This window comes from Methanofollis tationis (genome assembly GCF_013377755.1).
GTDB lineage: Archaea > Halobacteriota > Methanomicrobia > Methanomicrobiales > Methanofollaceae > Methanofollis > Methanofollis tationis.
The window spans coordinates 1131271-1146444 of sequence record NZ_JABXWR010000001.1 but is presented as its reverse complement, the minus strand read 5'-3'; the positions used below and the strand labels follow the sequence as shown (position 1 = coordinate 1146444).

General features: G+C 64.8%; 17 protein-coding genes and 2 tRNA genes. 16 read left to right on the top strand and 3 right to left on the bottom strand.

Features of this window, described 5'->3' with window-relative positions; genetic code table 11:
- The first annotated feature begins 13 nt into the window (after positions 1-13).
- Genes HWN36_RS05975 through HWN36_RS05935 form a run of 9 tightly spaced genes read left to right on the top strand, consistent with a single transcriptional unit; the run spans position 14 to position 4048 of the window.
- Positions 14-649 carry an RNase P subunit p30 family protein gene (locus tag HWN36_RS05975; protein ID WP_176788515.1) on the top strand — a complete coding sequence of 212 codons (636 nt, stop codon included), beginning with the start codon at positions 14-16 and terminating at the stop codon, positions 647-649.
- Positions 646-1128 (top strand): Rpp14/Pop5 family protein, encoded by a 483-nt coding sequence (locus HWN36_RS05970; RefSeq protein WP_176788514.1) that lies wholly within the window; start codon positions 646-648, stop codon positions 1126-1128. Before HWN36_RS05975 ends, HWN36_RS05970 begins: the two co-directional genes overlap by 4 nt.
- Positions 1128-1874, top strand: coding sequence for an archaeal proteasome endopeptidase complex subunit alpha (gene psmA, locus HWN36_RS05965; protein ID WP_176788513.1), 747 nt, complete (start codon positions 1128-1130; stop codon positions 1872-1874). The genes HWN36_RS05970 and psmA overlap by 1 nt, the downstream gene beginning before the upstream one ends.
- 5 nt (positions 1875-1879) lie before the next feature.
- Positions 1880-2584, top strand: coding sequence for a ribosome assembly factor SBDS (locus HWN36_RS05960; RefSeq protein ID WP_176788512.1), 705 nt, complete (start codon positions 1880-1882; stop codon positions 2582-2584).
- 44 nt (positions 2585-2628) lie between these two features.
- Entirely contained in the window at positions 2629-2922 is a 294-nt protein-coding gene (locus HWN36_RS05955; protein WP_004038113.1) for a 50S ribosomal protein L37ae, read from the top strand.
- 5 nt (positions 2923-2927) lie between these two features.
- Positions 2928-3062, top strand: coding sequence for a DNA-directed RNA polymerase subunit P (locus HWN36_RS05950; RefSeq protein ID WP_004038114.1), 135 nt, complete (start codon positions 2928-2930; stop codon positions 3060-3062).
- Positions 3059-3454, top strand: a complete 396-nt coding sequence (locus tag HWN36_RS05945; protein WP_176788511.1) for a Brix domain-containing protein — start codon at positions 3059-3061, stop codon at positions 3452-3454. The genes HWN36_RS05950 and HWN36_RS05945 overlap by 4 nt, the downstream gene beginning before the upstream one ends.
- Positions 3454-3696, top strand: coding sequence for a KEOPS complex subunit Pcc1 (locus HWN36_RS05940; RefSeq protein WP_176788510.1), 243 nt, complete (start codon positions 3454-3456; stop codon positions 3694-3696). The genes HWN36_RS05945 and HWN36_RS05940 overlap by 1 nt, the downstream gene beginning before the upstream one ends.
- Positions 3689-4048 (top strand): prefoldin subunit beta, encoded by a 360-nt coding sequence (locus HWN36_RS05935; protein ID WP_176788509.1) that lies wholly within the window; start codon positions 3689-3691, stop codon positions 4046-4048. The genes HWN36_RS05940 and HWN36_RS05935 overlap by 8 nt, the downstream gene beginning before the upstream one ends.
- A 454-nt stretch (positions 4049-4502) precedes the next feature.
- On the opposite strand, the gene HWN36_RS05930 is transcribed toward HWN36_RS05935, so the two are convergent.
- Positions 4503-6032 carry a 2-isopropylmalate synthase gene (locus HWN36_RS05930; RefSeq protein WP_449405517.1) on the bottom strand — a complete coding sequence of 510 codons (1530 nt, stop codon included), beginning with the start codon at positions 6030-6032 and terminating at the stop codon, positions 4503-4505.
- 140 nt (positions 6033-6172) lie between these two features.
- On the opposite strand from HWN36_RS05930, the gene HWN36_RS05925 reads away from it, so the two are divergent.
- Both HWN36_RS05925 and HWN36_RS05920 read left to right on the top strand, forming a co-directional pair.
- Positions 6173-6277, top strand: a tRNA-Tyr gene (locus HWN36_RS05925).
- A 10-nt stretch (positions 6278-6287) separates the two neighbouring features.
- Positions 6288-6360 (top strand) — tRNA-Asp (locus HWN36_RS05920).
- A 60-nt stretch (positions 6361-6420) separates the two neighbouring features.
- On the opposite strand, the gene HWN36_RS05915 is transcribed toward HWN36_RS05920, so the two are convergent.
- On the bottom strand, positions 6421-7956 hold the full coding sequence (locus HWN36_RS05915) for a Ppx/GppA phosphatase family protein (protein WP_176788508.1): 1536 nt from the start codon (positions 7954-7956) through the stop codon (positions 6421-6423).
- Positions 7953-9998 (bottom strand): polyphosphate kinase 1, encoded by a 2046-nt coding sequence (gene ppk1, locus HWN36_RS05910; RefSeq protein WP_176788507.1) that lies wholly within the window; start codon positions 9996-9998, stop codon positions 7953-7955. Before ppk1 ends, HWN36_RS05915 begins: the two co-directional genes overlap by 4 nt.
- Here ppk1 and HWN36_RS05905 point away from each other — a divergent pair.
- From HWN36_RS05905 to HWN36_RS05885, 5 genes are all read left to right on the top strand, one after another.
- On the top strand, positions 9997-10626 hold the full coding sequence (locus HWN36_RS05905) for a HEAT repeat domain-containing protein (RefSeq protein ID WP_246269857.1): 630 nt from the start codon (positions 9997-9999) through the stop codon (positions 10624-10626). The genes ppk1 and HWN36_RS05905 overlap by 2 nt on opposite strands.
- Positions 10541-11926 carry a hypothetical protein gene (locus HWN36_RS05900; protein WP_218133199.1) on the top strand — a complete coding sequence of 462 codons (1386 nt, stop codon included), beginning with the start codon at positions 10541-10543 and terminating at the stop codon, positions 11924-11926. Before HWN36_RS05905 ends, HWN36_RS05900 begins: the two co-directional genes overlap by 86 nt.
- A gap of 54 nt (positions 11927-11980) precedes the next feature.
- On the top strand, positions 11981-13264 hold the full coding sequence (locus tag HWN36_RS05895) for an ATP-binding protein (protein ID WP_176788505.1): 1284 nt from the start codon (positions 11981-11983) through the stop codon (positions 13262-13264).
- A gap of 134 nt (positions 13265-13398) precedes the next feature.
- Positions 13399-13926 carry a hypothetical protein gene (locus HWN36_RS05890; RefSeq protein ID WP_176788504.1) on the top strand — a complete coding sequence of 176 codons (528 nt, stop codon included), beginning with the start codon at positions 13399-13401 and terminating at the stop codon, positions 13924-13926.
- 34 nt (positions 13927-13960) lie between these two features.
- Positions 13961-15172, top strand: coding sequence for a hypothetical protein (locus HWN36_RS05885; protein ID WP_176788503.1), 1212 nt, complete (start codon positions 13961-13963; stop codon positions 15170-15172).
- Positions 15173-15174 lie beyond the last annotated feature (2 nt).

The following is a 15174-nucleotide window of genomic DNA, read 5'->3' as shown; positions in this document are numbered from 1 at the left end:
CCGGAGTGCACCGATGGCGTATGCTGATGCCTGTGTGCATCCCTGTCCTGCCGGCGATACCTCGCTTCCACGCATGGCCCTGGAGGCGCGGGAACTCGGGTTTGCGACGATCGTCTCGACCGGGGGGTCCGGAGAGTTTTTCGGCGTCCGTGCCGTGCAGGGTGTCGTGATCGGCGCCCGGACGTTCAAGGACGTGGTGAAGGCGGTGCGGCGGGCGCCTGAGGCCGCCCTGGTGGCGGTGTGCGCGGGCGACGAGAGTTTCACCCGTTCGGCCGTCTCCCTGGGGGGGGTGCACGTCTTGAAGGGGGTCCATCAGGGGCCGAAGAACGCCTTCGACCATGTGGCGGCCAGGACGGCCGGCGAGCGCGGCGTTGCGGTGGAGATCGACCTCGCCCCGATCGTCGCCCTGCGGGGCCGCGACCGGCAGCGGGTGCTCGCCTGCTATGCCGACATCCTCTTTCTCCACCGCCGCTATGGCTTTCCCCTCTGCATCGCGAGCAATGCCCGCTCGGTCCTCGACCAGCGGAGCGTCCGCGACGCTGTCGGGCTCTGCTCGCTCTTCGGGATGGACGGGGACGAGGCCGGGGCCGCCCTCTCCTCGGTGGAGGGGCTGCTCGACCGGCCCGAGACGGTCAGGGTGGTCGCGTGAGGCCCAGACCCAAGGCCCTGCGGCAGAAGAGGCGCTACCTTCTCGTCAGGGTGCTGCCCCCCTGGCAGGAGATCGAGCAGAAGGCCCTGTACCTCGCGGTCTCCGGGGCGGTGACCTCCCTCTTCGGCGACGCCCATGCGGCCGAAATCCAGCCCGCGGTCGTCTTTTCTGATCGGGGGTGCGCGATCCTCCGGTGCCGGCGGGGCGGCGAGGGCGACCTTTCCGTGTCCTGCGCCACCGTCACCGCCGTGGGCGATCTCCGGGTCGCATTGCGGACCGTCGCCGTTTCAGGGACGATCGCCGCGCTCAAAGGGCGGATGGACGGGTGGATCCATGCCCTGCCGCCCGAAGAGGCGCTGTACGGGGAAAAGGAACTTCGCTCCTTTCGGTACGGGCGGCATAAGGTTGATGTACTACAAGAAGGTATTAAAAAACAGAGCATAGTCTTTTTGACAGATTGTGAACGTGAGGAGATCTAATGCAACCACAATATCAGATGGGATATGACCGGGCGATTACGGTCTTCAGCCCGGACGGGCGCCTGTACCAGGTCGAGTACGCACGGGAAGCGGTGAAGAGGGGGACGACCGCTGTCGGGATCAAGTGCAGCGAAGGGGTGATCCTCCTCGTCGACAAGCGTGTGTCGTCGCGCCTCCTTGAACCCGCTTCTATCGAGAAGATCTACCAGATCGACGAGCATATCGGCGTCGCTTCATCGGGGCTCGTCGGGGATGCCCGTCTCCTTGTGGACCGTGCACGGGTCGAGGCCCAGATCAACCGGGTCTCGTATGACGAGTCGATCGAGGTGGAAAGCCTTGCAAAGAAGATCTGCGACCATATGCAGGTCTACACGCAGTTTGGCGGGGCCCGGCCGTACGGCACCGCCCTCCTGATCGCAGGCATCTATGAGGGCGAGGCCCGCCTCTTCGAGACCGATCCGTCGGGCACGCTCCTCGAGTACAAGGCGACCGGGATCGGCATCGGCCGGCCGGCCGTGATGAAGATCTTCGAGGAGGAGTACCGCCACGAGATGACGATCCCCGAGGCGATCCACCTCGGCCTGCGTGCCCTGCACGCGGCGACCGAAGGGAAATTCGATGTCCAGACCGTCGAGATCGGCGTCATCGAGATGAAAAACCCGATCTTCCGCAAGATGGAGGCCGACGAAGTGAAGTCTTTCGTCGACAAGGTCGAGTTCGAGACGCCTGAAGGCGAAAAGGAGTGATGGGTTTGATCCCGCTGGACCGGGCGGTGATGGCCCGTCTTGAGAGCCACGGCGAGCGCTTTGAGATCGCGGTCGACCCCGAGCTCGCGATGAAAGTGCGGCAGGGTGAGGAGATCGCGATCGAGGACGTCGTTGCGGCTGACGCGGTCTTCGAGAACTTCGCCCACGGGGAGCGGGCGTCTGAGGAGGCCCTCATGAAGGTCTTCGGGACGACCGATTTCGAGCCGGCCGCCCGCCGGATCCTCGCAAAAGGCGAGATCCACCTGACGGCCGACCAGCGGCGGCGGATGATCGAGGATAAGCGCCGGAAGGTGATCACCTTCATCTCCAGGCACGCGATCAACCCGCAGACCAAACTCCCGCACCCGCCGCAGCGGATCGAGCTGGCGATGGAGGAGGCGCGGGTGAACATCGATCCCTTCAAGCACGTCGACGAACTGGTGAAGGAGACGGTGAAGGCGCTCAGGCCGATCCTGCCGATCAGGTTCGAGGAACTCAGGCTTGCCGTGAAGATCCCGGCCGATCACGCACCCCGCGCCTATGGCGAGATGCAGGGTGCGGCGACGATCGAGCGGGAGGAGTGGCTGGGCGACGGTTCGTGGGTCTGCGTCTGCCGGATTCCTGCAGGCATTCAGAGCGATTTCTACGCCCTGGTCAACCGTCTTTCGAAGGGCGACGGGCAGGTAAAGATCCTTGATCAAGTATATTAAGCGGGACGTTCAACCTAGATAAGCATAATTAGGGGTATTATATTATGGCGAGGCGTAAACAGCAGAAGGCAAAAGGCAAAGTCACCGGGAGTGCGGGAAGGTTCGGGCCGAGATACGGCAGGTTCATCCGCAAGAGAGTGCTCGAGGTGGAGAAGATCGAGAAGGCCGCCCACACCTGCCCCCGCTGTGACCACGTGGCCGTTCGCCGCGTCGGCACCGGCATCTGGCAGTGCCGGAAGTGCGACTTCAAGTTTGCAGGCGGCGCCTATGCGCCCCAGACTCCCTCCCTCCGTGTCGCACTCAGGACCATTGAGCGCGCGATTGAGTCTCAGGAGTAAGCGGCGTGGCAAGTACGTACAAGTGTGCACGGTGCAAGCAGAAGGTGGAGATCGACAAGAATGTCCGGTGCCCCTACTGCGGACACCGCATCCTCTTTAAGGAAAGGGGCGCTGCGATCAAAGAGCTGAAGGCTCGATGACCGTCGTCACCACCTCCAGAAAAGCAGCGGACGATTTGCGGGCGCTTGCGCGGCACCTCGCCTTTGCCACCGGCGCCCGCTATCTGGCCCGCGGAAAGACCGGATTTGCGGCTCTTTCCGACGAGGCCGTCATACTTTTTACGCGTGAGCACGGGACGATCCGTCTTGTGGTGGTGGACGAGGGCGGAGAGGTTGCCCTCGATCGTCCGGTCAGGTCGGTGCGGATCGCCGTTCGGGAGGGTCTGATCGACCGCACCCTGCGGATCGCCGACCAATCGGTTTATGAGGTCCTGAAAAGATATTGTGATGCAGAACCGGCAGAAGCCGGGGCTCCGTCCATCGTCTTTGACGGGCAGCAGAAGAAACAGATCGTGCTGGAGCTGGCGCAGTGATGCATGAGGCGGTCTTTCGCTTTGCGACGCCACACGCCGCCGTCCTCTACCGCGCCCTCGCCCCTGAGGCCGGTGAGGTCGAGGGCTCCCGTTCACGCGAGGAGGTCGCCCTCCAGGACCCCGAGACCCTGGTGCTCAGGGTCGAGGCGGCCGACGTCCATGCCCTGCGGGCGGCGCTGAACATGTGGCTCCGGCTGGTCAATGTGGCAGATGAACTCCAGGAGATGATCAGGCATGAGTAGTGTTTCACCCAGAGTGCAGCAGCAGCTTGCGATGCTGCAGCAGATCCAGCAGCAGCTCCAGACCGTGATGGGGCAGAAGGCCCAGTACGAGATGGCAGTGAAGGAGACGAACCGCGCCGTCGAGGAGCTGAAAGAGGTCGCCGACGACGCACCCGTCTATGTGAATGTCGGCACCGTGATGATGCAGAAGGATAAGGAGAAGGTGCTCGCCGACCTCGGCGAGAAGGCCGAGACTCTGGACCTGCGCATCAAGTCCCTCGACAAGCAGGCGAAGGCCCTGCAGGCGAAGTTCGAGCAGTTGCAGGCCCAGATCAAGCAGGCGGTCGGCGGCGGCGCTCCGCAGGCCTCGTAAATCTTTTTTTTCGCAGAATTGTTGTTTGTGCTTTCCATGGCCTTTCAGTGCCGGTAAGGATGCGTTCCGTTCTGAAATGCTCCTTCCTCTCTGGCGTGGGGCTTTTATCCGAACAGGGGGGGATGGCGTTCCTGGATCAATGGTGCCGGCGGTTTCACACCCGGACCCCCGCGCACGATTGCCCCTGGATATGCGGGGACAGGCTGAGCGGCGCATCTGTCGATGAACATTGATCGATGGGCGAGCCGGAGTGTTTTGTCCATCCCTGCCCCTATCGCATGCGCGGGGCGAGGCGCACCGGATCTCCCGTCTTCCCCACCCTCCAGGTGCGAAGGACACGATGGCCCTCCCCGGGAAATGCACGCCTGCAGTGCCCATGCCGTGAGATGATGGAGGGATCACCCGCGTGAAAGGGGGAAAGACCCGGAAAAAAAGGTGTGACCGGGAAGAAGCGTCACTCCTTTTTCTCGCTCCCCTGCACCCGCTGGAGCAGGTTGATGGCGTTCACCATCGCCTCGACCGAGGCGATGATGATGTCGTCGGAGGAGGCCGAGGCGTCGAATATGCGGCCCGAGGCGTCCTCCACGGCGATCGTGACGTGGCCGATGGCGTCGGTCCCGCCGGAGATCGACTCCACCGAGAACTCTTTTAAGTGGACCGGCCTGGGCAGGCAGCCCAGGATCGCCTTCATGGCGGCGTCCACCGGGCCGTTGCCGGTGCTGCACGCCACTTTCTCGATGCCGTCCACGGTCAGGTTCACCGAGGCGGTGGGCATCACGTGGTTGCCGGTGAGGATGGCGATGTCCCGCAGCTCGACTGCATGGGCGACGCCGGCCATGCCCATCGCCTCCTCGGCGATCGCGTAGAGGTCGGCGTCGGTGATCCGCCGGCCGCGGCCCGCGATTGCCTTCATCTTCTCCATGATCACGTCGAGCTGGGCCTCGTCCGGGCTCATGTGGGCGTCGGCGAGCGTCTGCCTGACGGCGTGGCGGCCGGCGTGTTTGCCGAGCTTCAGCCGCCGCCGGTGGCCGACCATCTCCGGGGTCATGATCCCGGGCTCGAAGGTGTCGGAGCGCTCCAGGACGCCGTGGGAGTGGATCCCGCTCTCGTGCGAGAAGGCGTTCTCGCCGACGACCGGCTGGTAGGGCAGGATGCTGATCCCGGCATAGCGCGAGACGAGCCTTGAGGTCTCGACGAGGCGGGTAGTCTCGATCCCGGTCTCGATCCCGTAGATCGCCTCCAGCGCCATCACCGTCTGGGCGAGGTCGGCGTTGCCTGACCGTTCGCCCATGCCGTTCACGGTCACCTGGACCTGGGCGGCCCCGGCCTCGACGGCGGCCAGGGTGTTGGCGACGGCGAGCCCGAAGTCGTTGTGGCAGTGGACGTCGATGGGGGCGTTCACCTCTTTAACGACGCGGGCGATCAGCTCCTTCATCGCCGAGGGCGTCATCACGCCCACGGTGTCAGGGATGTTCACCGTCGTCGCCCCGGCGTCGACGGCCGCCCGGCAGACCTGGATTAAGTAGTCCGGGTCGGTCCTGGTGGCGTCCATCGCCGAGAAGAGGCAGCGGTCGAAGTGGTCGCGGGCATAGGCGACGATCGCCCCGGTGGCCTCGATCACCTCCCGGCGCGTCTTTTTGATCGTGTGCTCCCGCTGGATGTCCGAGGTCGGGATGAAGACATGGATCATGTCGGCGCCGCTCTCGATGCAGGCGTCGACGTCGTCCTTTCTCATCCGCGAGAGCCCGCAGATCCGGGCCCCGGTCTCTGCGGCGGCGATCGCCTTCACCGCAGCCAGCTCGTCGGCTGAAGAGGCGGGGAATCCGGCTTCGATGGTGCCGACCCGTATCGCAGCGATCTGGCGGGCGATCTCTACCTTCTGATCGATGGTGAAGGAGACGCCCGGCGTTTGTTCGCCGTCGCGCAGGGTGGTGTCGAAAAGAGCTATGTTCTTACGTGCATTTCCGGGGACAAAGAAAACGATTCCCCCTCGTTGCGGTTGTGTCTGCGTTGGTGTGAGACATACTCAAAAAACGATGTTGCAGTATAAAAAGGTGCCTCCTCCGGCATCCGACGCCACCAATACCTTTAATAACTCCCTTAACCCACCTATGTAACGCAATACCCGCCTTAACTCAGACTGGTAGAGTGCGCGGCTGTAGTTTGGTTTGCCGTTTCGGTAACCGCGCGGCTACCGCGATGTCCCCGGTTCGACTCCGGGAGGCGGGATCTGCAATGAGCCCAGGTAGTGTAGAGGCCTATCATGATGCCCTGTCACGGCATCGACACGGATTCGAATTCCGTCCTGGGCGCTTCTTTCTTTTTAAAATTTGATTGAAAGAGCACAGGGCTTTAAAAAAAGGTTTTTTCTTTCATGCGACCCTGATCTCCACCCTGCGGCCGAGGCACTTCTCGACGGCGGGCAGGGCGTCGCGCACGCCCCAGATCTCGAGGTCGCACCCGCCCTGACTCCTGACCTCGATGACGACGCCCTCCCCCTCTCCCCTCAGGGCGGCGTCGTTTACGAGGCCCAGCTGGCTGCGGTCCAGGTTCTCTGCGATCCGCAGCAGGGCCGAGAGGGTCCGCACGGCCTTTGCCCCCGCGGGATCGAGCCCTGCGGCGATGAGCGCCTTTTCAGACGGGGCTTTTTTGCGGTGGAAGCATGCGGTCTCGCCGATGATCAGGGTTTCCCGCCGGGAAAACCCGACCATGCCGGCGTTCTCGACGATGTAGCGGGAGTGGTGCTGGTGGTTGCGGAAGGCGATGATCTTTCCGGTGTCGTGGAGGAGGGCGGCGTATTCGAGCAGTTCCCGCATCTCTTCGCCGAGGGCGTGGACGCCTGATGCCGCCCCGGTGTCGAAGAGGCGGAGGGCCAGGCGGGCCACCTGGTGGGCGTGCCCCTCGTCGGCGCGGCAGGCACGCATCAGGTGCACGACGCTCTGGCGGCGGACCGGGACCGGGCTGCCCTGCAGGAACCCCTCGAACCCGCTGAGGTAATCGACCAGCAGCCCGTCGATCACCCCGCGGTCGGAGATCCTGATCGCGGGGAGGCCGATCCCGGCCATCAGCACCTCCAGGATCACGCCGCCGCCGACGATGATGTCGGCGCGGCCCGGGTTGATCGCCGGGATCTGCCGCCGCTCTTCCAGGCTCATCGGATAGAGCCTCCTGAGGGCGGCGCAGAGGTCGGTGTAGGCGAGGAGGCTCCGGTCCCCGGCGATCGCCGCCAGGTTCTCGATCGTCCCCGAGCTCCCGAAGGCGAGGTCGGTCCCGATGTCGCCGAAGCTGTCGAGGGCCGGGCGGACGGCGGCGAGCACATAGGCCCGCATCGCCTCGTAGGTCTCCAGGTCGATCCGGCCGTCTTCATCCGGCGGGAAGAGGGCCGGGAGCCGGATCGCCCCGAGTTTCAGGCTTGTCCGGTGGCGGGGGGCGTGGTGGCCGCCGACCGAGATCTCGGTCGAGCCGCCGCCGATGTCGATGAAGATCGCTTCCCTCCCGCCGGTATCCCCGCCGGACGCGACGCCGAGGTGGATGAGCCGGGCCTCCTCGAGCCCTGAGATCACCTCAAGGTCCACGCCGGCTCCCTCTTTCATCAATGCCAGGAACTCGTCCTGGTTTTCCGCCTCCCGCGTCGCCGAGGTGGCGACCGCCACGGTCTCGTCTGCCCCGAAGCCCCGGGCCGCCTCCATGAGGTTTTTGCAGGCGAGGACGGTGCGCTCCATCGCCGCAGGCTGGAGGCGTCCGCTCTCAAACTCCCCTTCGCCCAGGCGGACGGTCACCTTCTGCCTGGTGAGCACGGTGTAGGAGCCGTTCTCGTTGAGCCTGACGATCAGCAGGCGGACCGAGTTGGTGCCGAGATCGATGAAGGCGGCGACCCTGCCCCCCGGCGGCACCGCCGCCCGGTTCATGGCCCCTCCCCGCCCGGCCGGTGGGCGATCATCCACGTCTGGGCGTTGCAGGTGCCGGTCTCTGGCCGCTCGTACGACCCGTCCGGGCGGAGCCGTCTTGCCTTGACGTCGTCTTCCAGGTGGACGGCGAGGACCCGGAGGAGCCCGGCCCTGATCGCCGGGTCCTCCACCGGGAAGAGCACCTCCACCCTCCGGTCGAGGTTTCTGGGCATCAGGTCGGCGCTGCCCAGGAGGACTTCGCCGCTGCCGAAGGCGTAGATCCGGGCGTGCTCCAGGAACCGCCCGACGATCGAGGTGACCGTGATCCGCTCAGAGACGCCCGGGATGCCCGGGCGCAGGCAGCATATGCCGCGCACCTGCAGGTCGACCTGGACGCCGGCCTCTGAGGCGCGGTACAGGGCGTCGATGCACTCCCGGTCCACGAGGGCGTTCATCTTGAAGATGATCCGGCCGTCCCCGTGCGCCCGCTGCCGTTCGATCTCCCCTTCGATCCGTGCGAGGATCTCTTTGCGCATCGAGACCGGGGCGACCAGGATCTTCCGGTAGTCGGCCTTGCGCGAGACGCCGGTGAGGACGTTGAAGAGGTCGGAGACGTCGGCGGCGATCGCCGGGTCGGTGGTGAAGAGCCCGATGTCGGTGTAGACCCTGGCGCTCTGGGCGTTGTAGTTGCCGGTGCCGAGGTGGACGTACCTGACGATCCCGTCCCTCTCCTTTCGTACGATCAGGCAGACCTTCGCATGGACCTTGAGGCCGGTGAGCCCGTAGACGACATGGACGCCGGCGCCTTCCAGGGCCCGGGCCCAGCCGATGTTGTTCTCCTCGTCGAACCGCGCCTTTAACTCGATGATCGCGGTCACCTGCTTGCCGTTCTGCCGCGCCTCCATCAGGGCGGCGACGATCGGGGAGTTGGGGCCGACCCGGTAGAGGGTCTGCTTGATCGCGAGCACCGCGGGGTCGTGCGCCGCCTCCCGCAGGACGGCGACGACCGGGGCGAAACTGTCGTAGGGGTGGTAGAGGAGGAGGTCCCGGCCCGAAAGGGCGGGGATCGCCGGCGTGCCCCGGGTGAACTCGGCCGGCACGGCCGGGAGGAAGGGGGGGTCTTTGAGGTCGGGCCGGTCGATCCCGGCGATCTCCATCAGGTCGGCCATGCCGAGGGGGCCGCCGGTGGTGTAGACCTGGATCGGCGGGAGGCCGAGGTGCGCGGCGAGGCGCTCCCGGATCCACCCGGGCATCGAGGTGGTGACGGCGAGGCGGGCCGGTGCGCCCCGGCGGCGGAGTTCCATCCCCTCCTCGACGGCGGTGAGCAGGTCAGAGGCCTCGTCCTCCTCGATCTCCATGTCGGCGTCGCGGGTGACCCTGAAGGCGTGGCACTCCTCCACTTCCATGCCGACGAAGAGGAGGTCTAAGTTTGCGGCCACCACCTCCTCGATGAAGACGAGGTGGTGCCCCTCCATCCCGGGCACCCTGAGGAGGCGGGGGATCAGGTCGGTCGGCACCTTCACCCGCGCGAGCGCCCGCTCGCCGGTGGCCGGGTTTCTGACGGCGACGGCGAGGTTGAGGGAGAGGTTCGAGATCGCCGGGAAGGGGTGGCAGGGGTCGATGACCATCGGGGTGAGCACCGGAAAGACCTCCTCGAAGAAGCGTTTCCTGATCGCCTCCTGCGCCGTTTCCGGGAGGACTTTTGCCCGGTGGACGACGATCCCCTCCTTCTCCAGGGCCGGGAGGAGTTCTTCCTCCCAGCACCGCTGCCGCTCCTGGAGGAGGGGGACGAGGCGCTTGCGGATCGCCTGCATCTGCTCCTGTGGGCTCATGCCGTCGGGCGGGGCCTCGAGGGCGCCGCAGGCGATCTGCCGCCGCAGCCCGGCCACGCGGATCATGAAGAATTCGTCGAGGTTCGAGGAGAAGATCGAGAGAAACTTCACCCGTTCCAGGAGGGGGTGGGTGCGGTCGAAGGCCTCTTCGAGGACGCGCCGGTCAAACTCGATCCAGGAGAGCTCGCGGTTGATGTACAGCGCCGGGTCGCCGGGGGTGAATGCCGCCATGCTGATCACACTCTCTCGTTTTTTTGCCACAAGTAGTTTGAGGGAGGAGGGCGAGATCACCTGCATGAACCAGGAGAAGATTGGGGAGGAGGCGCTCACCCTCGCCCTCGGCGGCGCCGAAGACGCCCGGATCAGACGGATGTCCTCCCTGCTCCTCGGCGGGACCGGGGATGCGGCGGCGACCGGCCCGCTTCTTGCAGCGCTGCGCGATCCCGCTATGGCGGTCAGGGCAGAGGCCGCCCGGGCGCTGGCAGCGATCGGGTCGCCGGCGGTGACGGCGCTCATCCCGGTGCTCAGGGATCCAGACTGGCGCCTCCGCTACCGGGCGGCCGAGGCCCTCGGCCTGATCGGCGACCGGCGGGCCGTGGGGGCGCTGGTGCGTGCGCTCTCAGACGAGAAAGACCATGTCCGCTATATGGGCGCGAGGGCGCTCGGCCTGATCGCCGATCCCGCGGCCGGGGACGCCCTCGCCCGGGTGCTCGGGGATGCGAACCCGCCGGCGCGCAAAGCGGCGGCATGGGCCCTTGGCGAGATCGGCGGGCATGAGGCGGCCCTGCGGGCGGCGCTCGAGGGCGAGCCCTCGGGCGCGGTGCGCCGGGCGATCAGGGACGCCCTCGGGCAGGGGTGAGGCGCCTGTGGACCCGCTCGCCCTGCAGATCGATCTCGCCGTCGGCACGGCCGGGGCCGGCGATCCTGCCGGTGTGATCGGGCGTATCGATGCGGTCCTTGCCCGTACGCCCCGCACGTTCGCTGTCCGGGCGGTGTCTGTCGAGGAGGTCGACGGCTGCGATCTGGTCGTCGTTTTTCCCGACGCACCTGCCGGTCTCATTGCCGCCGCACGCTTCTCGGGCGTCCCGGTCTTCCGGGTCATGGATGGCGGCGGCGTTGTCGAGGGGCCAGGTGCAGGTGGTTTTCTGGCGACGCTGCGTTCGCTCGACGCCTACAATGCCGAACGGGTGGACGCGAAACGGATTGGCCGGCAGGTGGATGAGCGCACCGCGGCGATCCAGGGCCAGCTCCGCGCCGCCGGTCTGGACGCCGCTCTGCTCGAACCGGTCGCTGCATCGCTTCTCCCCCATTATGCGCGGACCAGGATCCTTGCCGACCGCTACGGTCTCCTGCACCTCGGCGCCGGGACGGCGGTCTATGCCCTTTCTGCGGTGGCGATTGCGGCGGTCACGGTGCAGGCGCTCCTCCTTCCCGATCTCCCCTCCCTCATCTGGGTCGAGGTGGGAGCGATCGCCGCCATCCTGCTGCTGATCGCCGCCCGCACGCTGGACTGGCACCGCAAGTGGCTCGACTACCGGTTTCTTGCCGAACGGATCAGGTCGGCGATCTTCCTCTGTTTTGTCTGTGTCCGCTGCTCGGTGCCGGGCACCCATCCGGGGATCACCCTCACCCACCATGCCGACGACTGGATGTCCCGGGCCTTTGAGGGGCTGCTTGACGTCCGCCCGCTGGAGTACTGCTCTCTTGCGGTCCCGCTCGAACCCCTGAAGCATTTCCTGCTCTCGGCCTGGATCGACCGGCAGGTCGATTTCTACGCGGCGACAGAAAGGCACAACCGCCGGTGGTACGACCTCCTCCTCCACGCGGGGGAGTTCTTCTTCATCGCCACCCTCATCGCCGCCGCCGCCCATGCCTCAGGGGCCGTGCACCACGACGGCGCTCTGCTCGCCGCCGCCACCATCGTGCTGCCGGCGGTGGCGGCCTCCCTCTCGGCGATCCGTATCCAGCGGGAGTACCGCCACAATGCCGAGCGGGCGGCGGCGATGCTCCATCATCTCTCGTCGATCACGCTCCGCATCCGCCGGGCCGAGCGGATGGACGACCTCTGCGATCTCCTGGAGGAGGCGAACGAGGTGATGCTCAGGGAGCAGCAGGAGTGGCGGGTGGTCTTCCGGTTCCGGGAGCTGGAGGGGGTGTGAAGGTGTCGATTGTAGTCGACACGTTAATCATGTATTGTCGATTATAATCGACAGATGGATCACAGGCTCCGGATTGCTCTTGAAAGTCAAAACCCCTGGTGGTTTGGAAAAGCGTTTGAAACCGGTGTTGGGCGCCTATCGTATTTCCCCGAGATCGAGGCTACGATGGAGGCGAGGGAGGTGCTTCTTCTCTTCGGTGCCCGGAGAACCGGAAAATCCACGCTCGTATACCAGATCATCAGGTCTCTTCTCGAACGAGGGGTGGCCGGCGAGGCGATCCTTTTCATGAACCTGGATGAGCCGTTCTTCTTCTCCATGGCAGACGATCCCGCCCTGATCACCGGCATCGTCGAGGATCATATCGCCCGTCACCCCCATGTCGAGCGGTTTTATCTCTGCATCGACGAGATCCAGAATTATTCATACTGGGCCCAGGCGATCAAGACCATATATGACACAAAGAGCACGGTGAAGTGCATCCTGACCGGGTCCACATCGTCGCTGCTCCAGCGAGAGAGCAGCCGCCTTTCAGGCAGATATTTCTCCTGTACCGTCTATCCCCTTTCTTTTGAGGAATACCTCCGCTTTTGTGGGGTCGCACACCCGACCGTTGTCGAGCGCCGGCAGCATCTCGAGGACTATCTGAAATTCGGCGGGTTTCCACGGGTGGTCCTGGAAGAGCAGGAGAGCCTGAAGATCCAGATCCTCAAAAATTATTATGAGACGATCTACCTCAAGGACATCATCTTTCCAAACAGGCTGAGGAACAACAGCGACCTGGTCGATCTGCTCTATTATCTGATCTCCAATGTCGGCACCACGCTTTCCTACAACCGCATCGCCGATGGCCTTCAGGTCTCGACCGATACCGTGAAGGAATATATCGAGTATGCAGAAGACGCCTTTCTTCTGTACACCGTGATGAAATTTGATCCCTCGGTAAAAAAACAGGTTGCAAACCCGAAAAAGATCTATGCTCTCGATACGGGGCTTGTCAATGCCGTCGCCTTCACCTTTTCGGAAAACGCGGGAAAACTCCTGGAGAACCTCGTATATATCGCCCTGAGGAGAAAGCACGGCGGGATCTATTACCATAAAGGCCAGTACGAGTGCGACTTTCTGGTGAAGTCGGGCAGAACGATCGTCCAGGCCGTCCAGGTGACATGGTCTCTCAAGGAGGAGAGCACGCAAAAGAGGGAGATACGCGGGCTGGTTGAGGCGATGGATGCCTATGCCCTTGACGAAGGCGTCATTGTCACGGCGTCGGAATCTGAAGAACTGGTCGTCGACGGGAGGGCGATTCACGTTGTTCCCATCTACGAGTGGCTGGAGGCATGAGGGCCGGGTTTTCTTCTGTCAAAAAGAGGTCTGCGCATCTATTCTGGTATATCTCTTTTCTGATCTGATTCAGATCGTGCAATTTATGTTCCGTGCGAATATAATTCAAAATTATTGTGTATTGAGGTATTATTATGAAAAAATGGTTCTATTTTGCACTGATTGCCGTGTTCTTCCTTTTCCAGACCGCTGCTGCGGCATCGAACGGCTCTGCCGAGATCGAGACCGACACTTTCGGGGCGTCGGTGGACCTGACGGTTGCCGGTTCGATCGCCGACTGGAGCCTGACCGTGGGGGAGAACGAGGATGTGGGGAGCATCACGATGACGGTGCTCTCGAACAACGCCGGGGGGTATGATGTGAAGGTCTATGATGCCCGGGACGGCGGGAAACCGGCCGAGACCGCTGGCCATCTGACCAAGTATGAGAGCAGTTATCTCGGGGCCTATCTGAAAAATCCCCTGCAGATCAAATCTGGCACCGGTGCATATGTCTCGTTGAGCGGGGTGCAGCAGAGCATTGAGTCAAAGGTCGGGATATCGGACGATGCCGGGGACCAGTACGCGATCGGGATCAAGCAGCGGCTGGAACCCTCAGATACCCTCCTGTCTGAAGGGCAGTCGTACCGGATTGTCGTCACCTTCGTCGCCTCAGCCCTGTAGGTGGTATATGATATCCAGAAGGTCAATCGCAGCCTTGCTCATCATTCTCTTTCTTCTCCTCGCCCCGGTTGCCGCCCTCAGGGTGACGGGGGCGAAGTGGGAGGGCGAGGTCTCGCCGGGCGTGCCGGCCGCCCACACGATCGTGGTGGAGCCGAGCCCGGGGGAGGGGGAGATGGACGCCGTCGTCGAGGTGCTGGGGTTCGCGAACGCTCCTGATCTCTCGTACGTGGCGACCGGGCCATGCTCTGCCTGCTCCTCTCTCTCGGTTTCGCCGACCTCTCTTCACCTGGTGCCGGGCGAGCGGGCGACGGTGCGGGCTACCTTCACCCCGCCGTCTTCAGGCTGCTTCTACGCCCTGATATCGATCCGTACCCTGCCCGCGGGCGAGGGGGCGATGGGCGTCGTCACCGCCGTCCAGGTGCCGGTGATGCTCACCTCTCCGGGCGCTGTTGCGGAGACGGCCAGGATAGACTCGGTGGACCTCGTCACCGACGGGGCGCCTGCGGTGGAGATCTGGGTGACGCATACGGGCGACCGCCACTTCTACGGCCTCTCCGGGGCGGCCGAGGTCAGGGATGCCGGCGGCCCGGTGATCTGGAGCGGCGCCGTCGATCCGGCGGCCCATGCCCTCGTCCCGGGGAGCTCGGTCAGGCTCTCCATCCCGGTGGAGGCAGCATTGCCGTCCGGCACCTGCAGGGTTGCGGCGCGGATCTCTGGTGGGGACGGCACCGTGCTGGACGAGCGCAGCGTGGAGGTCGCCCTCGACGAGGGCGCGGCGGCTTTCCCTGAGGTCTCCGTCGACCTGGACCCTTCCCGCGCCTCGGTGCTCTCCTCCCCTGACGGCCGGATCACGCTCCGCATCCCTGCAGGGGCGGTCTTCTCGCGGGCGCGGCTCACGCTCGGGCCCTGTTCTGTCGATGATATCCCGGCGGCGACGGCGTTTGCCATCGCCGGGATACCCGGGCGGCTGAACGCCCCCATGACGATCGAGGTGGCGTATTCCCCTGAAGACCTCGCCTCTGCCGGGGGCGATCCCGGCCGTCTCTGCCTCGCGTACCGGGAGGACGGCGCCTGGGTGCCGGTGGGGACGGCGTGCGATCCGGCCCGGGGCGTGCTCACCGCCTCTTCAGACCGGCCCGGGTGCTGGGCGGTGGCGGTCGGTGGGGGCGGTCTCCCGCTCGTCCCCGTCCTCGGCGGGATCGCCCTCCTCGGCGGTGGGTATGCCCTCCTCCGCCGGCGGCGGTAGGG